The organism is Actinomycetota bacterium, from assembly GCA_040754375.1.
In the GTDB taxonomy this organism is placed as follows: domain Bacteria; phylum Actinomycetota; class Acidimicrobiia; order Acidimicrobiales; family AC-14; genus JBFMCT01.
Genome location: JBFMCT010000012.1, coordinates 61699 through 83001 on the forward strand (window position 1 = coordinate 61699; position 21303 = coordinate 83001).

Consider the following 21303-nt stretch of genomic DNA (forward strand, 5'->3'; position numbering starts at 1 on the left):
CGCGCCGGGACGCCAACCAGAACTAGAGGGCCTGGCCGTGGGCCTCGGCGGCCGCCGCGATGATGCGGCGGGCGTCGATGGCGGCGGCCACGATGGCGGCCGACGGCAGGCTGAGCAGGGCCCACCCCACGGCCGGCTGGGCCAGCCCGGCACCGAAGGCGATCAGGGTGCCAACCTGGCCGCCGACCACCCACAGCAGGAACCAGCGCAGGACCAGCGGCTTGTCGGGGTGGCCGTCGGGCAGGAGGTCGGAGACCGAGCCGTAGGGCCACCACAGGTTGAGGACCGGGACTATGAACCCGGCCACCCCGGCCGCCGGCGTCCGCCGGGCGGGCAGGCCCAGCGCCTGGGCGTTGGCCGCCGAACGGGCGAACCAGACCAGGAACAGGATGCCGGTCACGACCCCGATCCCGCCCACCACCTGCAGGAGCGTCTCGACGCCCGTACCCCAGGGCTCGGAGGCCAGCGGCCGGCCGGTGTCCTCGGCCCGCCGGATCTCATCGACGAACCACCGGACGGCCAACAACCCGCCGGCCATGGACACGATCTGGGCGGGGGCGGCGACCAGCAGGGCGGTGCGGGCCCAGCGGGCGATCCCGGTTTCGTCCTCGGGGACGGTGGCCGACGAGGTCGGGCTGCGGTCGGCGGTCCAGGCTGCCCCGTCCCACCACCGCATTCCCCCCTGGCCGGACGGGTCGGGGTACCAGCCGGCGGGGGCCAGGTTCACCACTGGGCCGGCCTGGCGCCCATCGGGGTGGCCGGCCCCGCAGCCATGGCGGGCCCGCTCGACGGGGACCCGGCCGAGACCTCGACCACGACGGCGTTGACCGACTTGTCGTGCCACGTCTGGCGGCGCCTGTCCCACAAGGGCGAGAGCAGGTTGAGCACACCGGGGAGGAAGAGCATCGCCCACAGCACGCCCGCGACCAGCCGGCGGGCGAAGGCCAGCCCGTAGCCGATGGGGGCGCCGGTGTCGGCGTCCTGGAGCCGCAGGCCCATGGCCATCTTGCCGACGGTCGCCCCCCGGCTGCCCTCCATGACGATGTAGTAGGCGAACGAGCCGGCGATGAGCACCGCCCAGACGGCCATCAGCAGCCCGGGGTTGGTGACGACGATCTCGTCGGTGACGGGGTCGACGGTCGCCGTGCCGCCGGCCAGCGTGAGCAGGATGCCAGAGGGGACGCTGAGCACCGCCCAGTCGATGAGAGCCGCGACGGCCCGCTTCCACCAAGGGCCGTAGGTCACCGACGACCACGTCGGCGAGGGCGCCGGCGAGGGCGTCGGCGGGGGCGGTGGTGGCGGGTAGGCCGTGGTGCCGGTGGCCGCGGCCGGGGGCGGGTAGTACGCGCCCGCCGGAGGTGGGCCGCCTTGGCGGTCAGACGCCACGGGCGGCGGCCAAGCGGCCCGCTCGGTCGCCTGGCGGTGGGCCGCGGCAGCCACGCCGGCCCACTGGGCGGCAACGTCACCGGTGCCCGGAGCGGCCTCGGGGGCCGGGGCCGCCGTAGCCGCAGGCGGGCGGGACCGGTCGAGTTCGGGGCCAGGGCGGGCGACCGGCGGGGCCTTCGGGCCGGCCGCGGGCGGCGGCGGGGTAGCGCGGGGTCGCCAACTCGAGGCCGGTGACGAGCCGGCAACCGGGGCGTCGGCGTTCTCGGCGGCCATGCGGCGGGCAGCCGCCGCCAGCAATGAGGCTGCGCCCCGGTCCTGGTCGTCCCCGCCCGGGCCTGGTCCCGCCCCGGGTGAAGCTGCGGGCCGCCGGCGAGGAGCGGGCCCGGGCCTGGGGGCTCCTCGGGGGGGTGTGGCGCGCCTGCGCCCGGTGTCGTCCATGTTCGTCTCCATCCGTCGCAGCGCGCCGCGCCGCCTCTCTGTGGCCGGCGGCGGCACCCTCGGCCGGTTGCCGCGACGTTCGCCGTTCCCGGTGGCTATCGGCGGGGCCGGCCGAGCGCTTTAGCCGGGGAGGGGGCCCGGCTGGCAAGGCCGTGAACGAAGGCGGCGGGGGCGGGCCGAGGGGAAGTGGCGGCAACTGGCCCGCAGCCGACCTGGTGCCGTGCCTCGCCCCCACCGCTTCGTCACCTGTTCAACGAACGGGGCCGGCCGGAGGTTTACCTGCCGGCCGCTGGAGTCAGGCCGGGCGGCGGGCGACCACGGTCACCAGGGGCGGGAGGACGACGGGGTCGTCGCCCGGGTCGGCCCCGGTCAGCTCGGCCAGGTAGTCACGCACCGGCCCGGCCCCGGCCCCGGCCTGGGACTCGGCCCAGGCGTCGACCACCACCAGGCCGGCTTCGGCGGCCAGGGCGGGCAGCAGGGCACCCACGTCGGGATGGCGGGCACCGGGCATCGACAGGGGGCGACCCCCCACCCGGCCCGCCGAGGTGACCGGTTCCTGGGCCACCACCCAGCCCCCGGGCCGCACGGCCTGGCCCATCCGGGCCAGGGCCACGACCGGTTCGACCACGTGCATGAGCAGGAACCGGCAGAAGGCCAGGTCGACCTGTTCGGGCAGCAGGAGCTCCTCGGCGGCCTGGGTGATGGCCACCACCTGGCTGTGGGCGGCCGCCGCCTCAGCCGCCGCGTCGCGGGCCGCGGGGTCGCGGTCGACGGCATAGACCCGCCCGTCGCGCCCCACGACCTCGGCCAGGGCCACGCTCACGTCCCCTCCGCCCGCCCCCACGTCGACGCACCGCCAGCCCTCGCGTAGGCCCAGGCGGTCGAGGGCGGTCGACAGCGGCCGGCGGTAGACATCGTTGCGGAGCCCTAGCTCGATCAGAAAAAATCCTCCACAGTGCTGGCGCTTCTCGCCCCACCCCGTCCACAATGAGTCGAACGACCTATTGACAACCGACGCCTGAGACAGCGGGTCGTGGCGACCAAGGAGGCCGGTACCGGTGCGAGTGGCAGAGCTGCAGATCTGGGAAGCCCCACGCGAGATGTGGCTTCGCTCGATGTTAGTGGTGGCCATCCTCGTACTCAACATCGGCGACATCGTGTCCACCGAGATGTCGATGGCCCGGGGTGGCATCGAGATCAACCCCCTGTCCGGCTGGCTGATCGAGAACGGGGTGCTGACCCACACCAAGATGTCGGTCGTGGCCTTCATCGCCGTGGCCGCCGCGGCTGCCGCCGGCCACCGCAAGGTGTCCAACCTCCTGTGGATGGTGGCCGGCTTCTACTTCGTGGTCGTGGGCGCCAACACCGTCCAGCTCCTGCTGTACGGGTAGCGAGGGTGCCAGCCGGCGCCGTCCACCCTGCGGCCCGGGGGTTCGACTCCAGCGCCGACGCCTACGAACGGGGCCGGCCCACCTACCCCCGGGCCGCGGCCGACGAACTGGTGGCCCGCCTGGGCCTGGCGCCGGGGTGCTCGGTCGTCGACGTGGCCGCGGGCACGGGCAAGCTGACCCGTTCGCTGGTGGGCCGGGGCCTGCGGGTGGTGGCCGTCGAGCCGTCGGGCCCCATGCGCGACCAGCTCAGGGCCTGGGCCGGGAGCGAGGTCGAAGTGCTCCACGGGGTGGCCGAGGCCCTGCCCGTGCCCAGCGGCTCGGTCGACGCCCTCGTGGCCGGCCAGGCCTTCCACTGGTTCGACGGCCAACGGGCCCTGGCCGAGGCCCATCGCGTGCTGCGCCCCGGCGGCGGGCTGGGCCTGCTGTGGAACGTGCGCGACCGGTCGGTGGGGTGGGTCGACCGGCTGGCGGAGATGACCGAGCCATACCGGGTGGGGGTGCCCACCTACCGCGACGGGCGGTGGCGGGCGGCCTTCGAGCACACGGCCCTGTTCACCCCCATCGAGCACCTCCGGTTCCCCCACGAGCACGAGGTCGACGCCGCCACCTTGGTCGATCGCATGGCCTCCATCAGCTGGATCGCCAACCTGCCCCACGGGGAACGGGAGGACCTGCTGGCCCGCGTCCGGGACTTGGTGGCGGGCCTAGGTGACCGGTTCCCGGTCCCCTACTACACCGACCTCTGGTGGTGCCGGTCCCTCCCCGACGTTCCGGCTTCTAGGGCCGGGTGAGCCGGGCGGCGGCCGTCTCGGCGTGGAGAACCTCGGCCCAAGCGGCGACCACCAGCGGCTCCCGTAGGGCGACCGCGTACTCGGCCTTGCTGCGCTCGCTGGCGAGGGTTGCGACCGCTCGAAGGGGCCCACGCCCAGGCTGCTGTAAGCCCGGTACCAGCACGACTCCGGCGACCACGACAGCCCGACGACCGTAGACCTCCCGTTCGGCAACTGCACAGAACGTACGTTGAGGACGGGACCTGATGTACGTTTGGGACGTGGACGTGGCTGTCACCGAGTTGCGGGCTCACTTGAGCGAGTGGATCGAGAGGGCGCGTGGGGGCGAGGAGGTGGTGATCACCGAGCGGGGGTCGCCGGTGGCCCGGCTGGTGGGCGTGGGCGCCGGCACCGTCCTCGATCGGTTGGCGGCCGAAGGGGTGATCGCCCCGCCAGGCCGTCCTGATCGGCCGCGGGCGTCGGGCCGGCCCCGGCCCCGGTCGGCCGGGTCGCTGTCCGAGGCGGTGAGCGAGCAGCGCCACTGAAGTGGCGCTCGTCTACTTCGACGCCAGCGCCCTCGTGAAGCTGGTCGTGGAGGAGGAGGGGAGCGCGCTGGCCGCCGCACTCTGGGACGGCTGCGACGCCGCCCTGTCGAGCCGGCTGGCGTACGTCGAGGTGCGGGCCGCGCTGGCCGCCGCCCGGCGATCGGGGAGCCTCGACGCTCGGGGCCTCGAGGACGCCGAGGGGTCGTGGGCGGGCTACTGGGAGGCCGTCCGGCCCGTGGAGCTGACCGAGGCCGTCCAGCGCCGCGCCGGGGACCTCGCGTTCACCCACTCCCTCAGGGGTGCCGATGCGCTCCATCTGGCCAGTGCGCTGGCCGTCGGGGCCGCCGAGCTCGTCGTGGCCGTGTGGGACCGGCGCCTCCACGCCGGCGCTCTGGCCGCCGGACTGGCCGTGGCCCCGGCCACCGTGGCCGGGGGCGGTCGGTAATGTGGCCCCGAGTGGCGAACAACCGGAGCAGGGGACCGACGGGCCAGGCGGCGGCCGCCACGTCCCCGCTCGGCGGCCCGGGTGGCCCGGGTGGGCCGGGTGGGGTGCGGGCGCCGTTCGACCAGGCCCGTTACCGGTCGGTGCTGGGCCACTACGCCACCGGGGTGACGGTGGTGGCGGCGGTCGAGGGCGGCCAGCCCATCGGGTTGTCGGTGAACTCGTTCACGTCGGTGTCCCTCGACCCGCCGCTGGTCTCGTTCTGCGCGGCCAAGGGTTCGTCGAGCTGGCCCCGGATCCGGGCCGCGGGCTCGTTCTCGGTAAACGTGCTGGCCGAGGACCAGGAGGTGCTGAGCCGGGTCTTCGCCACCCGAGGCGCGGACAAGTTCGCCGGGGTGCGGTGGCGGCCCGCGCCCTCGGGTGCCCCCCTCATCGAGGGGACGCTGGCCTGGGTGGAGGCTACGGTCGAGGCCGAGTACGAAGCCGGTGACCACGTGCTCGTGGTCGGCCGGGTCAGCGACCTGGACGTGGCCGGCGAAGGCCGTCCGCTCATCTACTACCGGGGGGGATATGGCCGGTTCGAGCCCTGAGGTGTCGCCGTCGCCGGTGATCGCCGGTGTGACGGTGGTGCGGCCCCTCAGCCACGCCGACGACCGGGGCCGGTTCACCGAGACGTACCGGCGGTCGTGGTTCCCCGAGGGCCGCGAGATGGTGCAGGGCAACTGTTCGGACAAGACGGCCGGCAGCTTGGTCGGGGTCCACTACCACCTGCACCAGGCCGACTACTGGTATGTCACCCGGGGCACGGCTCGGGTGGTGCTCCACGACCTGCGGGAAGGGTCGCCGACCGAGGGCGCCACCCTGGCCTTCGACATGAGCCGGGGCGGGACTGACGACATCGGGGTCTACATCCCCCCCGGCGTGGGCCACGGCTTCGCGGCCCTGACCGACCTCACCCTGACCTACCTGGTCGACGGGTACTACGACCCCGACGACGAGCTGGGCGTGCGCTGGGACGACCCCGCTCTGGGCGCCCACTGGGGCGTGACCGACCCGGTCATCTCCCGCCGCGACGAGCTCAACCCCCTCCGAGCCGACATCGCCCCAGACCGCCGCCCGGCGTTCTAACCGAGCGGGACGAAGGCGTCGGGGTCGGCCATCCAGCGGTCGACGGCGTCGGCTCCGACGAGCCGGGCCTGCACCCGGCCGTGGCGGTCGGCCAGCAGGGCGGTAGGGGCGCTGCGCACCGACATGGCCCCGGCCAGGTCGGCCTGGCGGGTGGCGTCGACCGTCACCAGCCGGGCGCCGGGGTCGGCAGCCCGCAGGCGCTGCTCGACCGGCCCGCACAGGGCGCAGTAGGGCGTGGTGAACAGGACCCACGTGCGCTCGGCCCCGGCCAGCAGGGCGGACGGCAGGGGAGGGTGAGCGGAGGGGCCGGCCTGTAGGGCGCGCTGGCGGGCCCGCCACATGACGGGGGCCACGGCGAACAGGGCCAGGAGGGCGATCACGATCGCGAGGCGGGTGGCCACCGGTCAGCCCGCCAACTGGATCTTGCGGCGCCGGGCGAACAGGAGCCAGATCTCGCAGCCCACGCACAGGCCGGTGGCCGCGGCCAGGCCGGCCAGGGCGGCCACCACCAGGGCCAGCGCCCAACCCGCACCTGGTGCTCCGGCCAGGAAGGCCACCGACGCAGCCACCAGGAACAGCACGCCCACGGCCGCCGCGAAGCGGGGCGGGCGGGGGTCCTCCATGTGCGCGGGCGGGCTCAGGCGGGGCCGGACCACGCTGGAGTACAGCCGCAGGAACGGCCCGTACTGCGGGCCGAAGGCGGCCCCCAGGAACAGCACCGCAGCGAACAGGGGGACGACGGCCCGGAAGTCGGCCAGGAAGCCGGCCAGCAGTGCGACGGTTAGCACGGCCTGGTTGAACCGCGGGCCGCGCGGGTCGATCGGCCGGGGAGGCGGGCTGGCTGCCATCGTCGGACAGTCTAAACCCGACTGGGCCGGTCAGCATTCCGATCTCGGCAATACGCTGCCCGGGTGCTCGCGGGAAAGGTGGCGGTGGTGCCGCTGGGGGGGCCGTGGGCCCCGGCCGTGGCCCGGCGCCTGGCCGCCGAAGGGGCGACCGTCGTGCTGGTGGTCACCGGCCCCGAGGCCGCCGAGGCCGGCCGGCTGGCGGCCGAGATCGAGGCCGCGGGCTCCGGCCGGCCCGCGGTGTTCGTGGGGGACGGCCCGGTCCACGGCGCCGATGTCGCGCCCGGCGCGGGCCCGGTCCCCGGCGCCGGCCCTGGCGCCAGCGGTCGCGGTGGGGGGGACGGGCTCGACGGGCTGGTGGAGATGCTGACCGAGCTGTTCGGTGGGGGCGGGGGAGCGGCCCGGCCCGGTGTCAGTTCTTGAAGTGGCGGCGGTAGGACTTGCCGAGGATGCGGGCTCGGCGCCGGGCCTCGGCCGGGTCGACGCCCGCCGACAGGTGACGCCAGTTGCGCAGGCGGTCCTCGTCGACCTGCCCGACGACGGCGCAGCCCGGTTCGGCGGCGTGGCGGCAGTCGCGGAACCGGCAGCCGGCGGCCAGCTCGTCGATGTCGGCGAAGGCGGCAGCCACGCCCTGGTCGACCTCCCACACGGCCAAGGCCCGCAGGCCCGGGGTGTCGATGATCACCCCTCCGTTGTCGAGGACCAGCATGTGGCGGTCCGAGGTGGTGTGCCGCCCCTTGCGGTCGCCGTCGCGGACATCCCCGGTGGCGGCCACCTCCGAGCCCGCCAGCCAGTTGGTGAGGGTGGACTTGCCCGCCCCTGACGGGCCCACGAGAACGGCCGTACGCACGGCCACCCCGCCTCCGGTCGCGTCCCCGGACAGGGCCGCGGCCACGGCCGCCGTCCCCTCACCGGTGAGGCCGTTCACGACGAAGACGTCGGCACCGGGGGCGGCCGAGCGCACGAGCGCCACCTGCTCGGCCAGGTCGGGGCATCGGTCGGGCTTGGTCAGCACCACCGCGGCCACGGCGCCGCTGTCCCAGGCCACCGCCAGCGTGCGTTCCAGGCGGCGCAGGTTCACGGCTGGGTCGAGGGCGGCCACGACCAGGACGAGGTCGACGTTGGCCGCCAACACCTGAGCCACCGGGCGCCCGGGGTCGCGCCGCACCAGGGCCGAGGTGCGCTCCAGCACGGCGGCGACCCGTTCGCCGTCGAGGGCCACCCAGTCGCCGGGCGCGGGCCGGCCCCGTTCGTTGACCAGGGCGGCGCCTGCGAAGGCGGCCCGTTCCCCCGACGCGGTGGCCACCCGGACCCGTTCGCGGCTGGACTGGACGACCCGGCCGGGCACGAGGCCGGCCCGCTCGTGGGGGGCGAACAAGCGAGAGAGACGGCTGTCCCAGCCGAGGCGGGACAGGACGGGATCGTTCAACTGAGGAGCTTTCCGGGAAAGGCCCCGTGGACGGGCCGGCAGGCCGCACGGCCTGCGCCGGGTACCAAGGGTACCGGCCGGTCCCCGCGTACGCTCTGGTTCGATGAAACCGGTAATCGGCATATCCGCCTTCCCCCGGGTGGTGGAGACGGTCACGGGGGCGACCCTGCTGCACACCGCCTCGCGCCACTACGTCGAGTGCGTGGTGCGGGCCGGCGGGTTGCCGGTGGTGCTGCCCGTCGTCGACCCCGACGACGTGGCCGGCACCCTGGCCGTCGTACACGGGCTGCTGGTCACGGGCGGGGGCGACGTGGCGCCGTCGCGCTACAAGGCCCAGCCCACGGCCGACACCCGGGGCGTCGACCCGGCTCGGGACGCCTTCGACTTCGCCCTGCTCCACGAGGCCATCCGCACCGAGGTGCCGGTGCTGGCCACCTGCCGGGGCATGCAGGTGCTCAACGTGGCCCTGGGCGGTTCGCTGGTCCAGCACGTGCCGACGGCCACCGGTCACAACCACGACCACATCCACGACTGGCACCAGGGTTCGCACCCGGTGAAGATCGAGCCCGACAGCCACCTGGCCGAGGCCCTGGGCAGCACCGAGCTGGTGGTCAACTCGCTCCACCATCAGGCCGTGCTCGAACCAGCACCCGGCACCCGGGCGGTGGCGTGGGCCGAGGACGGCACGGTCGAGGCCGTCGAGTTGCCGGGCAGCCCCCACGTGGTGGCCGTGCAGTGGCACCCCGAGCTACTGGAGGACTACCCCGAGCAGCAGGGCCTGTTCCGCCAGCTCGTGGAGCAGGCGGCCGAGGTGGCCAAGGCCCGCCGCCCCCCGGCCGGGGGCTGAATGGTCGTACTCGGCCCCTGGCCCCTCTCGGTCCCCGAGGTGGTGGCGGTGGCCCGGGACCACGAGCCCGTCGAGGTATCACCCGAGGTGGAGCCGGCCATGGCGGGCGCGGGCCAGGCAGTGTCCGAGGCCGTGGCCGGGGGCCGCACCTTCTACGGCGTCACCACCGGGTTCGGGGCCTTGGCGGCCACCAGGGTGGCGCCCGAGCAGGCCGCCCGGGTGCAGTACGCCCTCGTCCAGAGCCACGCCGCCGGCATGGGCCGCGACATCGACGGCGAGGTGGTGCGGGCCATGCAGCTCCTGAAGGCCCGCACGCTGGCTGCCGGCCGCTCGGGCGTGCGCCCCGCGCTGGTACAGGCCATCGCCGACCTGCTCAACGCGGGAGTCACGCCCGCCGTGCCCGAGATGGGGTCGCTGGGCGCCTCGGGAGATCTCGCCCCCCTGGCCCACGCCGCCCTCGTGCTCATGGGCAGCGGCTGGGTAACCGACGGCCGGGGCGGGCGGGCCGACGCCGGTCCCGCCTTGGCGGCCGCCGGCCTGGCCCCGGTCACCCTCGGCCCCAAGGAGGGCTTGGCCCTCATCAACGGGACCGAAGGCATGCTGGCCCACCTGTGCCTGGCCCTGGCCGACCTCGACGTGCTGCTGCCCACGCTGGACGTCACGTGCGCGCTGAGCGTGGAGGCCCTGCGGGCGACCGACGCCCCGTTCGCCGAGAAGGCCCACGAACTGCGGCCGCATCCCGGCCAGCGGGCCAGTGCCGCCAACCTGCGGGCCCTGCTGGCGGGCTCGCCGGTGGTGGCCTCCCACCGCAACCTCGACCACGCCGTCCAGGACGCCTACTCGTTGCGCTGTGCCCCCCAGGTACACGGGGCCTGCCGCGACGTCGTGGCCTGGGCCCGTTCGGTCGTCGACGTCGAGCTGGGTTCGGTCACCGACAACCCGGTGGTCCTCGACGACGGCACGGTGATGTCCACCGGCAACTTCCACGGCCAGCCCCTGGCCTTCGCCGCCGACTTCTTGGCCATCGCCCTGGCCGACGTGGCCTCGATCGCGGAGCGGCGTGTCGACCGACTAATGGACCCGGCCCGCTCCGACGGGCTGCCCCCGTTCCTGGCCCCCGAGGCGGGCGTGAACTCGGGTTTCATGCTGGCCCACTACACGGCCGCCGCCCTCGTCAACCGCCTCCGGGGCCATGCCTCCCCGTCGTCGTGCGACTCGGTGCCCACCAGCGCCGGCCAGGAAGACCACGTGTCGATGGGCTGGAACGGCTGCCTGTCGCTGCGGTTGGCCGTGGCCGATGCCATGCGGGTGGCGGCCGTCGAGCTGGTGTGCGCGGCCGAGGCGGTCGAGTTGCGGGGCATCCCCCCGGCCCGGGCCACCGGGGCCGCCCTGGCCGCCCTACGCCGGCGGGTGCCCCGGATGGACGCCGACCGCTTCCTGGCCCCCGACCTGGCCGCCGCCGAGGACCTGGTCCGCAGCGGGGCTCTGCTGCGGGCCGTGCCCGTGGACCTGCGGTGAGCCGGCCGCCGGTGCGCGCCCCCCGGGGGCCGGCGCGCACGTGCCGGGGCTGGGCCCAGGAGGGGGCGCTGCGCTGCCTGATGAACAACCTCGACCCCGAGGTGGCCGAGCGCCCCGAGGATCTGGTGGTCTACGGGGGCCGGGGCAAGGCGGCCCGCAACTGGGCGGCCTACGACGCCATCGTGGCCGAGCTCACCGTGTTGGGCGACGACGAGACCCTGCTCGTGCAGTCGGGCAAGCCGGTGGGCGTGTTCCGCACCCACGAAATGGCGCCCCGGGTGCTGATGGCCAACTCGTTGCTGGTGCCCGACTGGGCCACCTGGGACGAGTTCTGGCGCCTGGAGGCGATGGGCCTGACGGCCTACGGCCAGATGACGGCCGGCTCGTGGATCTACATCGGCACCCAGGGAATCCTCCAGGGCACGTTCCAGACGTTCGCGGCCGTGGCCGAGCGCCACTTCGGTGGCACCCTGGCCGGCCGGGTCGTGCTGACCGCCGGCCTGGGTGGCATGGGCGGGGCCCAGCCCCTGGCCGTGACCATGAACGGGGGCGTGGCCCTGTGCGTCGAGGTCGACCCCGCTCGGGTCACCCGGCGGCTGTCGGAGGGTTACCTCGACGCCCGTGCCGGCTCGCTGGACGAGGCCGTGGGCCTGTGCCTGGAGGCGGCCGCCGCCCGCCGGGCTCTGTCGGTAGGGGTGGTGGCCAACGCGGCCGAGGCCCTGCCCCGCCTGCTGCACCAGGGCTTCGCGGCCGACGTCGTCACCGACCAGACGTCGGCCCACGACCCGCTCCACGGCTACGTGCCCGACGGGATCGACCTGGAGGCGGCCGCCGCCCTGCGGGCCTCCGACCCGGCCGCCTACGTGGGCCGTGCCCGTGACGCCATGGCCCGCCACTGCCAGGCCATGGTGGGCTTCCTGGGGGCCGGCTCGGTGGTGTTCGACTACGGCAACAACCTGAGGGCCGAGGCTCGGTCCGGCGGGTTCGCCGACGCCTTCGCCTACCCGGGTTTCGTCCCCGCCTACCTGCGCCCGCTGTTCTGCGAGGGTAAGGGGCCGTTCCGCTGGGTGGCCCTGTCGGGCGACCCGGCCGACATCGCGGCCACCGACCGGGCAGTGGCGGCCGCCTTCGGGGACGACGACCTGCTCCAGCGGTGGTTGGCCCTGGCCCCCGGACGGGTGCGGTTCCAGGGCCTGCCGGCCCGGATCTGCTGGCTGGGCCTGGGCGAGCGCGACCGGGCGGCCGGCCTGTTCAACGACCTCGTGCGCCGGGGCGAGGTGAGCGCGCCCATCGTCATCGGCCGTGACCACCTCGACGGCGGGTCGGTGGCCTCGCCCTACCGGGAGACCGAGGGCATGGCCGACGGGTCGGACGCCATCGCCGACTGGCCGATCCTCAACGCCCTGCTCAACACCGCCTCAGGGGCGTCGTGGGTGGCCGTCCACCACGGCGGGGGGGTGGGCATGGGCAAGTCTGTGCACGCCGGGGCCCAGCTAGTGGTGGACGGCACCGACGGGGCCGCCCGCCGGGCCGAGCTCATGCTGTGGAACGACCCGGCCACCGCGGTCATGCGCCACGCCGACGCCGGTTACCCCCGGGCCCGGGAGGTGGCCGCCGAGCGGGGGGTGAGGCTGCCCGGCCGTGAGTGAGCTGATCGTGCGCCGGGCGGCCCGGGTGTTCGGCTACGACACCTCCGGACCGCTGGCCGTACGGGTGCGGGGCGGGCGGGTCGCCGAGGTGGTGCCCGACGGGTCGCTGCGGCCTGGGCATGAGGTGCCCGAGGTGGACGCCGCCGGCCGGGCCGTGGTCCCGGGCTTCGTGGACGCCCATACCCACCTGGTCTTCGCCGGCGACCGGGCCGAGGAGTTCGAGGCCCGGCTGGCGGGCCGGCCCTACGAAGCGGGCGGCATCATGAGGACGGCCGGTGACACCCGGGCGGCCACCTTCGAGGAACTGGTGGAGGCGACCGTGGGCCGGGTGTCGGACGCACTGGCCACGGGCACCACGACGCTGGAGGTCAAGTCGGGCTACGGGCTCGACACCGCCCACGAACGCCGCCTGCTGGAGGTCGTGGCCGAGGCCGCCACCCGCACGCCCGCCGAACTGGTCCCCACCTTCCTGGGGGCACACCTGGCGCCTACCCCCGACTACGTCGACCTGGTGGTGGGGGAGATGCTGGCCGCGTGCGCCCCCCTGGCCGTCCACTGCGACGCCTTCTGCGACCAGGAGGCGCTGACAGTCGAGCAGGCCCGCCGGGTGCTCACCGCGGGCCGGGCTGCAGGCCTCACGCCCCGCATCCACGCCGAGGAACTGGCCCACACCGGCGGGGCGCGGCTGGCGGCCGAACTGGGCTGCCTGTCGGCCGACCACCTCGTGCACGCCGACGCGGACGACGCCGCCGCCCTGGCCAGGGCCGGGGTGGTGGCCGTGCTGCTGCCGGCCACGTCGTTCGGCCTGCGCTCGGCCTACGCCCCGGCCCGCCTGCTGGTGGACGCCGGGGTCACCGTCGCCCTGGCCACCGACTGCAACCCGGGGACGAGCTACACCACGTCGATGCCCTTCGTCATCGCCCTGGCCTGCTCGGCCTACGGGCTGACCGTTGAAGAGGCCGTACGGGCCGCGACCCTGGGCGGGGCACGCGCTCTGGGTCGCGACGACATCGGGCACCTGGAGCCGGGCGCGGTCGCCGACCTGGTCGTGCTCGGCACCGACCGCTGGGTCGACCTGGCCTACCGGCCGGGCGCCGACCTGGTCCACGCCGTGGTCAAGGCCGGCGTCGTCGTCAAGGCGGGCGCCGCCGCCGGGGGCCCTGGGCGGGGGCGGGGACATGCGGGGTGAGCAGGTGAGGTGGAAGCCCCGGGCACTTGCGAGATGCCGCGACGGCCTTGGCGGCCCAGCCTTGGAGGGCACCGGGCAGGGGCCGGGGGTCGGTCTGGGCGCGGCCGGGTGAGCCGGTGATGCCGGGCGACGGGTGGCCCCGGGCCAGCCACTGGCTGGCGGGCGGCGACGGTGGCGACCCGTCGGCGCTGGTGGTGGCGGGCGTGCCCCTGACCGAGCACGCGGTCACCCCGTCGCACTACGAACTGGCGCCCATGGCGGTCCGGGCCCGCCTGGCCCGGCTGTCGACGTGGCACAGCGGGCGGCAGGTGTCCCTCGACGGGTTGCCCGTGCGCGACCTGGGCGACAGCCTGCGCCCACCGCCCCTGCACGCCCCGTTGACGGTCCTGCTGGGAGGTCACAACGGCGTGACCTACGAGGCCCTGGCCGGGGCCGGCGACCTCTCGCGGTGGGGCCTTCTGACCCTCGACGCCCACCACGACGTCCGCCCCTACGAACCGGGCCGGGTGGGCAACGGTTCGCCGGTGCGCGCCCTGGTCGACGCCGGCCTGCGGGGGGCCAACGTCGTCCAGGTCGGCGTGCACGGCTTCTCCAACTCCCGGGCGCACTACCGGTGGTGCGCCGAGCAGGGGATCACCGTCCACGGCCCCGACCGGGTGGGTGCCGTGGCCGTCCTGCTCGACGACCTGGCGTCGCGCTGCTCGGCCGTCTACGTCGACATCGACCTCGACGTGCTCGACCGGGCCTTCGCCCCGGGGTGCCCGGGCTCGCGCCCCGGTGGCACCAAGCCCGCCGACCTGTTCGCGGCCGCCTTCGCGGCTGGTGCCCACCCGGCGGTGCGGGCCATCGACGTAGTCGAGGTCGACCCCACGGCCGACGTGGCTTCGGTCACCGTCGACGCCGCCGCCCTGGTGCTGCTCAACGCGGCCGCGGGCTACGCGTCGCGCCCCTAACGCGAAAGAGCCGCCGGCAGGCCGGCGGCTCCGTCGAAAAGGTCAGGCCTCAGATGGGCCGGACGTTCTGCGCTTCCTCGCCCTTGCGGCCCGGCGCGACGTCGAACTCCACGCGCTGGCCCTCGTCGAGGGACCGGTAACCCTGGCCCTGGATGTTGGAGTAGTGGACGAAGACGTCCTCGCCCTGCTCACGGGAGATGAAGCCGTAACCCTTTTCGGCGTTGAAGAACTTGACGGTACCTGTTGCCAACGGAATCTCTTCTCTTTGATCGGGCACCTCCGCGTGAGGCGCCAGCCCTAAGCCTAGGCCCTCAGGGGCACGGCTGCTGCCCCGGGCGCACGGCGGCGCCGCCGGGGGGTGTCGGGGCGCTCAAGGATGGTGGGGGAGGGGCCGATCATCCTGTCATGGCACGACAACCGAAGGGCCGGTCCACGGTCTTGCTGGCCGACGACTGGTCGACGGTGTGGCGCTGCCAGTGCGGTTACGAGAACGCCGGCCGGGAGCGCTGCCTGATGTGTGGCTCACGCGCCCCGGCCGAGGCCCAGGAGACGCCCGGGTTGCACGCTGAGGCCGAAGTGCTGCCCCAGAAGGCCCCGAGGCTGGCGGCCGACGCCGGCCGGCGGGCACTTCGCCTGGTGGGGGGCACGATCGTGCTCAACATCGTCATGCAGGTCTTCGTGGCCGGGTTCCTCATCGCCTCGGGGGTGAGCGGGGCCACCGCCCTCAAGATCTCCCTTTACTCGGGCATCGTCTACTTCGCCTTCGTGGCGCTGTGGGCCATGGGGCGGTCGGCCGAGCTGGGCGTCAAGCCCGTCGTCGGACGCAACAAGGCTCTGGTCGGCGCAGCCGAGGGGTTCATCGTGGGCGGGGCCACGGCCCTGCTCCTGGTGGCCGTCGTACGGGTGGTGGCCGGACGGCCCCTGCTCGACCCCACCACCACCTACCTGGCGGCCGAGGGGTCGATCGTGGCCCTGCTCATCGGCATCGTGGCCATCGTGGTGGCCGCGCCGGTCGTCGAGGAACTGGTCTTTCGCGGCTTTCTGGCCGAGGTCTTCGTGCAGCGCTGGGGCCGCAAGCTGGCGGTGGTCGTCAGCGCCGTGGCTTTCAGCCTGGCCCACCTGAGGCTGGGCCAGTTCTGGTACTACGCCCTCATGGGCGTGGGGTTCGCCCTCGTCTACTTCCGGCGGGGGCTGATCGGTTCGATCGCGGCCCACGCCACGTTCAACGGGCTGCTGGTGGTGCTGGCCGTGGCGGCCATGCACGGTCCGCCCCTCGACGTGCGGGCCGGCACCTCGACGGTCGCCATCCCGCCCACCTACCGGGTGGCCGTCGACGACTTCTACCAGGACCTCTACGCCGTCGGGCCTCTGGGCGCGACCGTGGGCTTCGTCCACCAGGACGTCCCCGGCCTGCCCCCGGCCGACGAGCTGTCCCAGGCGCTGGTGTCGGGCGGGCTGCCTTTGCCCGAGGGAGTGGTGGTCGACAGCGTGGCCGTCAACATGGTCGACCTGCCGGCCGGACGGGCCGTGTCCATGGTCGCCCAGGTCGGTGACCGCCAGGGCCGGGTCGTGCTGCTGCCCGTGGGCGACCGCCTGTGGATGGCGTTCTACGAGTCGGACGGGACCAGCCGGTCCTCGTTCGAGTTCGACGACATGCTGCGTAGCTGGCGGCTCGCCCCGGTCCTGCCCGGGACCTGACCGGGTGGGGTGCCCACCTACCCTGGCTGGCCATGCGGGAGATGAGGGTGCGCTACGACTGGTGGGGGGGCGAGCCCAGCGAGCCGGTGAGCCTGGCCGAGGCGGCGGCCGCGGCGGCCAGCGCCGTGCGCCTGGCGTGGGCCGCCCGGCCCGGGGCGGTGGCCGGCATCGTGGTTGCCAACGGGGCCACCGAGGCGGCCGAGGTCGTCCAGCTCCTGTGGGGGGGCGGCCTGGTGGGAGCGGCCGCCTCGGGCGCCACCTTCAGGTCCCAGTTGCCGCGGCTGGCGGCCATGGGTGCCCTCAAGGTGGTGGCCATCGCCGGCCGGGACGTGAGCCAGGCCCTGGAATCGCGGTTGTCGCGCGACCTGAGCCGCCAGGCCGAGGCCCGGGTGCTCGACGCCCTGGCCGCCCTCGAGCTGGCCGACGTCGAGGCCCCCGACTTCCAGGACCGCCTCCAGCAGGCCCTCATGGCCACCGGCCGCCACCGGCCGATCGCCATGTCGGTGTTCGCCCTGTCGGGCCTGGGGGCCAGGATGGCCGCTGCCGTGGCGGCCATGTCGGCCCACGACCGCTCCCTGGTGCCCCTGGCCGCGCTGGGCGCCGTCCCCCAGTTCGTCCTGGGCCGAAAGCTGGAGGACCCGGGGCGGGCCATGGGGCGCCGGGGCCGGGAGGGGCGTGAGGCCATGTACCTGAGGTCGTTCCTCACCGGCCCGGGAGCGGCCCACGAGGTGCGGGCCTTCGCCAGCGAGCCGTGGATCAGGGCCCGGCTCGACGAGCTCCTTGACCGCAGCGACGAAGCCCAGGCGGCTGTGGAGCGGTCCAACCGCCGGCGCTCTGTGGCGTCGAGCCTCGTGCGCAGTGCGGCCGTGGTGCCGGCGGCCGCCCGCCTGGGGTTGCGGGTGGCGGGCCGCCGCTCGAGTGTCGGCGAGGGCGTGGCCGGGGGGCTGGCTTCCCGCCAGTTCGCGGCCGGCCTGGGGCGGGCGGTAGCCGCCGTCAACAGCGTGCGTTCGATGGCCGGGGTGACCAGCGCCTACGACCAGTTCCTGGCCTCCCTCCCGGCGCCCCGGGTGCCCGGGGCCGGCCCCCGGCCGCCCGCGGCCCTGCCGTTCACCACCGCCGTCTCGGTGCGGGGCCTGCGCTTCACCTACGCCGGCTCCGACCGGCCGGTGCTCGACGGGGTCGACATGGAGGTGCGCCGGGGGGAGGTCGTGGCCCTGGTCGGCGAGAACGGTTGCGGCAAGACGACCCTGGCCAAGCTCATCTGCTGCCTCTACCGGCCCACCGCCGGCCAGGTGCTGTGGGACGGGGTGGACACCGCGGGCTGTGACCCGGCCGACGTAAGGGCCGGGGTGGCGGCCGTGTTCCAGGACTTCGTCCGCTACCCGGCCCTGACCGCCGCCCAGAACATCGGGATCGGCCTGCCCTCCTCCATGGGCGACCGCCCGGCCATCGTCGAAGCCGCCACCCGGGCGGGCGCCCACGACGTGATCGCCGCCCTGCCCGAGGGCTACGACACCGTGCTGTCGCGCCAGTTCGGGGGCGTGGAGCTCTCGGCCGGGCAGTGGCAGCGGGTCGCCCTGGCCCGGGCCTTCCTGCGCGACGCGCCCTTGGTCGTGCTCGACGAGCCCACCGCCTCGCTCGACCCCCGGGCTGAGCGCGACCTGTTCGACACCGTCACCTCGCTCTACCGCAGCCGGTCGGCGCTGCTCATCTCCCACCGCCTGTCGAGCGTGCGCTCGGCCGACCGCATCTGCGTGCTCTCCGGCGGTCGGGTCACCGAGACCGGTACCCACGACGAGCTCGTGGCCCTCGCCGGCACCTACGCCGAGCTCTTCGAAATGCAGGCCCGGGCCTACCGCTGACCTTGGTGGCTGGTGTCTTTCGCGATCGGCGCTTCGCGCCGATCGGCCGACCTGCCCCTGACGAGCGCGGCTGTTCTATCTTTCAGGGCGTGAGTGGATTCCCGATCAACAGTCAGCAGTACTTCACTGCCGAGGCGGCTTTACGGTGTAATGCGTCTACCGAGTGCCCGGTATCGTTTCGTTTGGTGGGGCCTCGGCGTTTAGCGGGGATCAGCCGGCGGTGCGGTACCTGAATGTGCCTCCAGGCGGTTGGTTCGTCTATGGGCTGAAGGCCTGGGTTATGCACGACGCTCGGTCCTGCGATTCGATTCGAGGTATATAACAACGACCAGTTCAAGAACCTAGACGTCGACTTCACGACCTTGCACTGGGCTGATCTGAACCCCTGACCGGCGTCCTGGCAATGGCCGGGAGCGACGGCAGCACAGGGCAGCAGCGCCTAGGAGAGGTGTATCGTGAGTTTCGTGAAGCGGACCCATCGTCGACATATGGTAGATGACGACTTCGATGAGTTCGAATCGATTTCTGCTGGAGGTCGGGTGGCCGCCGGGCTCGAGGTTGCCATCGCACTGATCGCTCTGGCCGGAACCGGGCTGTTCGTGCTTGCCCTCTACAGCATCACGGCCATCCTCGCACACCTCCCTACCTCTTGTGAGGCGCGCGAGGCTCGAGAAGGCAGCCCGTGGGGCTCGGTGATCGGGTATCGCATTGATGATGTCAGACGTACGATGTCGTTTCGAATCGTCGAGCGGCGCGTCCCGGACGGTGCCGAGTCTGAGTCAGGGACGGTCCTCAGGGTGTCACGCTGCGACGTACCCGACGGGGCTGACTTTGTGGTCTACGTGGCTGAATAGCAGCTCAGATCGGTGGTAAGGGCGGATTGCACCCCACTTCCGCAGCCCGGGCCTACCGGGCTGTCCTTGCTTCGATCGTGCCAGCAACACGTGAACAGGCCGGCCATATCATCCCAGGCCATGGTGTCGTCGACCTTCAACCACCGCACCTCCGCCATCGCTACGACGCTACGGCCGGCGGGAAGTCGGCGTACTGGGCTTCGCACACCGGTTCGTAGGGGCCGACGCCCGGCTACCCCGGTCCCGCAACCGGTGGCCCGAACGCGCCGGTTCTGGCGCGTTTCGTACACCGGTTCGTGGGACGACCGCCGCGCGGCCTTAAGTCTTCGCTGGCGACCTCGACGCCGACGAGACCATGGAGCTGCTGGACCGCTGGTGCTCCCGGGCCCAGCGAAGCCGGCTGGCTCTCTTCGTCAAGGGGGCGGCGACGGCCCGCGAGCACCGCGACGGCATCCTGGCCGCCGTCCGCCTGGGGATCAGCAACGGGCTGGCCGAAGGGCTCAACAGCAAGGTGCGCCTGATCATCCGACGGGCCTACGGCTTCCACTCGGCGGACGCCACCCTCGCACTGGTGATGCTCTCCTGCGGCCCGTAGACCTGCAGCTACCCCATGAGCGGGTGGTGTGAGCAAACAACAGTTCGCCCACAGTCATGCCGGGAGAGCCCAAAATACGTACGCTTGGTCACGCTCCTTCTTCCGCGCGCCACTACCATACTTGCCGCTGTACGCAGGAACTAGTTAGGCTGGCCCACGTGAGAAAGGGCGAGTGCTCATATGTTCAGATACCCATCACAGGCACGGATAATTAGCACCCGAGCCCCCAGAGGGAAGGTAGGGGCGGTACATGCGAACATCGGCGCCGCACACCAACGGGAGTTCTAGCTGCTCCGGGACTCGCGTGACCAGTCTTAAGACACCAAGGTCGTCCAACTGCACGATGACAACAGTTGCCGAATCTACCGTGCGAGCGACACCAACACGCGGCCTCCCGTCTAAATCAATCTCACGTCGGTGGTCAATATAGTCGAGAGCATCAGAGTCGAATATCGGCCAGACCAGGAAATCGACAACTCGCTGGCAGTCATCTCGGGAAGACAGCCCCCGTGCCATTGCAGGTGAGCAGAAGGTGGTCACCATGTACCTCGACACTCCGAAGTCGTGTATCAGGCTAAACGCATTCCGGGGCTTGTGTTGCCATGGCCCGAGAAGTCGTTCACAGGCTATATCGGGGTGCAGTCCGACCAGTGGATATGAGCTCAGGAAAGCGCGGCGTTGCGTCCAAGCTCTCACGCGCTTCCTGGCACTTATGGCCCTAGAGCACATACGGCATTCTATCCGATGTATACGTGTGGGTCTCACACCTATTCTCAAAGCGCCAGCAGTATCGGACGGCTATCTTCACTCGGTAGTGGTGTCTGCCAGTCCTCAAGTCCCCAGAGGCCGAGGCGATTGTCCGTGCAGGATCAATGTCCTCATCGAATCCCGGGAGAACGCGCCCACTGTCTGCGATTTCTGTCCATCGCCTAAAGATGCCACTGCCCCGTTGCCGCTCGATCCGTACGCGCACCCAGTCCAGTCGAACTTGTGTGTCGTCGTGAAGTCTAAAGCCGCCGGCTGCAAGGATCTCGTCACCGATACGGGTTATTCCACGATATTCTATGTCGCCGATGTGAGACCATTGTTGGGTCCCTTCGATATCGAAGCAGTTGACCGGGTCGCCTGAGCAGTAGTCGTAGTCGTTCGCCGACCCTCCCTCCACGGGGTCGACGGAGAGGAAGCGGCCGAGGGAGGGGACGTAGGGGCGGGCGCCCATGTGGATGATGTCGAGGCCCCCGGCGGTGTCGGTGAGGCGCTGGTGGGAGCCGAGCCAGCCGTAGCCGGGGCCGGAGGGGCCCAGCTCCTTCCCGAAGGGGCTGTAGTGGCGGGTGGGCCCGACCTTGGCCCCGGTGGCGTCGGCGGTGGCCAGGACGTCGCCGTGGACGTTGGGGTAGGCCCAGCTCTCGGCCCCGGCCGTGCGGGTGACGACGACCCCCCCGGGCAGCAGCAGGTGGCGGGCGGTGACCTCCCCGGTGGGCCCGGCCACCACGGCGGGGCTGTCGCCGGGGCCGTCGTGGCCGTAGCGCACGGTGCCCGAGGCGTCGGTACGGGCCACTATGCGCCCGGTGGCGTCGCGGGTGTAGGTGGCCACCTCGCCGGTGGTGGCGTCGGCGGTGGCCACGTGGCGGCCGGCGCCGTCCCAGGCCAGGGCGATGTCGGCGAGGGCGACCGTGTTGCCCCGGGCGTCGTAGGCCGGGGCCCAGCCGGCCGAGGACGACACCAGGCGGTCGGCCCGGTCGTAGCAGAAGGTGGTGGTGGCGC

Annotated in this window: 24 protein-coding genes and 1 pseudogene; 16 read left to right on the forward strand and 9 right to left on the reverse strand. The window is 73.2% G+C overall.

Going from position 1 to position 21303, the window contains the following annotated elements:
* Window positions 1-22 precede the first annotated feature (22 nt).
* The 3 genes from AB1673_07450 to AB1673_07460 form a co-directional block, all read right to left on the reverse strand.
* Entirely contained in the window at window positions 23-727 is a 705-nt protein-coding gene (locus AB1673_07450) for a DUF4328 domain-containing protein (GenBank protein MEW6153808.1), read from the reverse strand.
* Window positions 724-1824 (reverse strand): RDD family protein, encoded by a 1101-nt coding sequence (locus AB1673_07455; GenBank protein ID MEW6153809.1) that lies wholly within the window; start codon window positions 1822-1824, stop codon window positions 724-726. Before AB1673_07455 ends, AB1673_07450 begins: the two co-directional genes overlap by 4 nt.
* A 295-nt stretch (window positions 1825-2119) precedes the next feature.
* Window positions 2120-2812, reverse strand: coding sequence for a methyltransferase domain-containing protein (locus AB1673_07460; GenBank protein ID MEW6153810.1), 693 nt, complete (start codon window positions 2810-2812; stop codon window positions 2120-2122).
* 70 nt (window positions 2813-2882) lie between these two features.
* On the opposite strand from AB1673_07460, the gene AB1673_07465 reads away from it, so the two are divergent.
* Window positions 2883-3215: a DUF5658 family protein gene (locus AB1673_07465; GenBank protein ID MEW6153811.1), complete on the forward strand. Its 333-nt coding sequence runs from the start codon at window positions 2883-2885 to the stop codon at window positions 3213-3215.
* 5 nt (window positions 3216-3220) lie between these two features.
* Entirely contained in the window at window positions 3221-4006 is a 786-nt protein-coding gene (locus tag AB1673_07470) for a class I SAM-dependent methyltransferase (GenBank protein ID MEW6153812.1), read from the forward strand.
* On the opposite strand, the gene AB1673_07475 is transcribed toward AB1673_07470, so the two are convergent.
* Window positions 3993-4184: a hypothetical protein gene (locus AB1673_07475; protein MEW6153813.1), complete on the reverse strand. Its 192-nt coding sequence runs from the start codon at window positions 4182-4184 to the stop codon at window positions 3993-3995. The two genes, AB1673_07470 and AB1673_07475, sit on opposite strands and share 14 nt — an antisense overlap.
* Window positions 4185-4266: 82 nt before the next feature.
* Between AB1673_07475 and AB1673_07480 the strand changes: the two genes are divergently transcribed.
* Genes AB1673_07480 through rfbC form a run of 4 tightly spaced genes read left to right on the forward strand, consistent with a single transcriptional unit; the run spans window position 4267 to window position 6100 of the window.
* On the forward strand, window positions 4267-4530 hold the full coding sequence (locus AB1673_07480) for a type II toxin-antitoxin system prevent-host-death family antitoxin (GenBank protein ID MEW6153814.1): 264 nt from the start codon (window positions 4267-4269) through the stop codon (window positions 4528-4530).
* A gap of 1 nt (window position 4531) precedes the next feature.
* Complete coding sequence (locus AB1673_07485) at window positions 4532-4975, forward strand: type II toxin-antitoxin system VapC family toxin (GenBank protein MEW6153815.1); 444 nt, start codon at window positions 4532-4534, stop codon at window positions 4973-4975.
* Window positions 4976-4986: 11 nt separating this feature from the next.
* Window positions 4987-5562 (forward strand): flavin reductase family protein, encoded by a 576-nt coding sequence (locus AB1673_07490; GenBank protein ID MEW6153816.1) that lies wholly within the window; start codon window positions 4987-4989, stop codon window positions 5560-5562.
* Window positions 5543-6100 (forward strand): dTDP-4-dehydrorhamnose 3,5-epimerase, encoded by a 558-nt coding sequence (gene rfbC / locus AB1673_07495; protein ID MEW6153817.1) that lies wholly within the window; start codon window positions 5543-5545, stop codon window positions 6098-6100. The genes AB1673_07490 and rfbC overlap by 20 nt, the downstream gene beginning before the upstream one ends.
* On the opposite strand, the gene AB1673_07500 is transcribed toward rfbC, so the two are convergent.
* Complete coding sequence (locus tag AB1673_07500) at window positions 6097-6501, reverse strand: thioredoxin family protein (protein MEW6153818.1); 405 nt, start codon at window positions 6499-6501, stop codon at window positions 6097-6099. The genes rfbC and AB1673_07500 overlap by 4 nt on opposite strands.
* A gap of 3 nt (window positions 6502-6504) precedes the next feature.
* Window positions 6505-6948: a DUF4395 domain-containing protein gene (locus AB1673_07505; protein MEW6153819.1), complete on the reverse strand. Its 444-nt coding sequence runs from the start codon at window positions 6946-6948 to the stop codon at window positions 6505-6507.
* 63 nt (window positions 6949-7011) lie between these two features.
* On the opposite strand from AB1673_07505, the gene AB1673_07510 reads away from it, so the two are divergent.
* Window positions 7012-7368: a hypothetical protein gene (locus tag AB1673_07510; protein MEW6153820.1), complete on the forward strand. Its 357-nt coding sequence runs from the start codon at window positions 7012-7014 to the stop codon at window positions 7366-7368.
* Here AB1673_07510 and rsgA read toward each other — a convergent pair.
* On the reverse strand, window positions 7358-8374 hold the full coding sequence (rsgA, locus tag AB1673_07515) for a ribosome small subunit-dependent GTPase A (GenBank protein ID MEW6153821.1): 1017 nt from the start codon (window positions 8372-8374) through the stop codon (window positions 7358-7360). The two genes, AB1673_07510 and rsgA, sit on opposite strands and share 11 nt — an antisense overlap.
* 103 nt (window positions 8375-8477) lie before the next feature.
* On the opposite strand from rsgA, the gene AB1673_07520 reads away from it, so the two are divergent.
* The 5 genes from AB1673_07520 (at window position 8478) to AB1673_07540 (ending at window position 14530) form a co-directional block, all read left to right on the forward strand.
* Window positions 8478-9221 (forward strand): gamma-glutamyl-gamma-aminobutyrate hydrolase family protein, encoded by a 744-nt coding sequence (locus AB1673_07520; protein ID MEW6153822.1) that lies wholly within the window; start codon window positions 8478-8480, stop codon window positions 9219-9221.
* Window positions 9222-10739 carry a histidine ammonia-lyase gene (hutH, locus tag AB1673_07525; protein ID MEW6153823.1) on the forward strand — a complete coding sequence of 506 codons (1518 nt, stop codon included), beginning with the start codon at window positions 9222-9224 and terminating at the stop codon, window positions 10737-10739.
* A complete protein-coding gene (gene hutU / locus AB1673_07530; GenBank protein MEW6153824.1) occupies window positions 10736-12388 on the forward strand; it encodes a urocanate hydratase in 1653 nt (550 codons plus the stop codon). Before hutH ends, hutU begins: the two co-directional genes overlap by 4 nt.
* Window positions 12381-13577 (forward strand): imidazolonepropionase, encoded by a 1197-nt coding sequence (hutI, locus tag AB1673_07535; GenBank protein MEW6153825.1) that lies wholly within the window; start codon window positions 12381-12383, stop codon window positions 13575-13577. Before hutU ends, hutI begins: the two co-directional genes overlap by 8 nt.
* A gap of 119 nt (window positions 13578-13696) precedes the next feature.
* Entirely contained in the window at window positions 13697-14530 is an 834-nt protein-coding gene (locus tag AB1673_07540) for an arginase family protein (protein MEW6153826.1), read from the forward strand.
* Between the two features lie 49 nt (window positions 14531-14579).
* On the opposite strand, the gene AB1673_07545 is transcribed toward AB1673_07540, so the two are convergent.
* A complete protein-coding gene (locus AB1673_07545; GenBank protein ID MEW6153827.1) occupies window positions 14580-14780 on the reverse strand; it encodes a cold shock domain-containing protein in 201 nt (66 codons plus the stop codon).
* A gap of 155 nt (window positions 14781-14935) precedes the next feature.
* Here AB1673_07545 and AB1673_07550 point away from each other — a divergent pair, with 155 nt between their 5' ends.
* The 4 genes and pseudogenes from AB1673_07550 to AB1673_07565 all read left to right on the forward strand — a co-directional run bounded on the left by AB1673_07550 (window position 14936) and on the right by AB1673_07565 (window position 19539).
* A complete protein-coding gene (locus AB1673_07550; protein MEW6153828.1) occupies window positions 14936-16228 on the forward strand; it encodes a type II CAAX endopeptidase family protein in 1293 nt (430 codons plus the stop codon).
* Between the two features lie 32 nt (window positions 16229-16260).
* The gene (locus AB1673_07555; protein ID MEW6153829.1) at window positions 16261-18090 is read left to right on the forward strand and encodes an ABC transporter ATP-binding protein; all 1830 of its coding nucleotides are present in this window, start codon (window positions 16261-16263) and stop codon (window positions 18088-18090) included.
* 455 nt (window positions 18091-18545) lie between these two features.
* Entirely contained in the window at window positions 18546-18944 is a 399-nt protein-coding gene (locus tag AB1673_07560; protein ID MEW6153830.1) for a hypothetical protein, read from the forward strand.
* A 352-nt stretch (window positions 18945-19296) separates the two neighbouring features.
* Window positions 19297-19539 (forward strand): annotated as a pseudogene (locus AB1673_07565) (transposase).
* A gap of 718 nt (window positions 19540-20257) precedes the next feature.
* On the opposite strand, the gene AB1673_07570 reads toward AB1673_07565, so the two are convergent.
* Window positions 20258-21303, reverse strand: a 1046-nt coding sequence (locus AB1673_07570) for an RHS repeat-associated core domain-containing protein (GenBank protein ID MEW6153831.1), incomplete at its 5' end; no start/stop codon positions are given.

Coding starts and splice junctions, on each gene's coding strand:
- AB1673_07455 (MEW6153809.1), bottom strand. CDS start 1,824: ATGGACGACACCGGGCGCAGGCGCGCCACACCCCCCCGAGGAGCCCCC.
- hutH (MEW6153823.1), top strand. CDS start 9,222: ATGGTCGTACTCGGCCCCTGGCCCCTCTCGGTCCCCGAGGTGGTGGCG.
- AB1673_07550 (MEW6153828.1), top strand. CDS start 14,936: ATGGCACGACAACCGAAGGGCCGGTCCACGGTCTTGCTGGCCGACGAC.
- AB1673_07555 (MEW6153829.1), top strand. CDS start 16,261: ATGCGGGAGATGAGGGTGCGCTACGACTGGTGGGGGGGCGAGCCCAGC.
- rfbC (MEW6153817.1), top strand. CDS start 5,543: ATGGCCGGTTCGAGCCCTGAGGTGTCGCCGTCGCCGGTGATCGCCGGT.
- AB1673_07540 (MEW6153826.1), top strand. CDS start 13,697: ATGCCGGGCGACGGGTGGCCCCGGGCCAGCCACTGGCTGGCGGGCGGC.
- AB1673_07520 (MEW6153822.1), top strand. CDS start 8,478: ATGAAACCGGTAATCGGCATATCCGCCTTCCCCCGGGTGGTGGAGACG.
- AB1673_07505 (MEW6153819.1), bottom strand. CDS start 6,948: ATGGCAGCCAGCCCGCCTCCCCGGCCGATCGACCCGCGCGGCCCGCGG.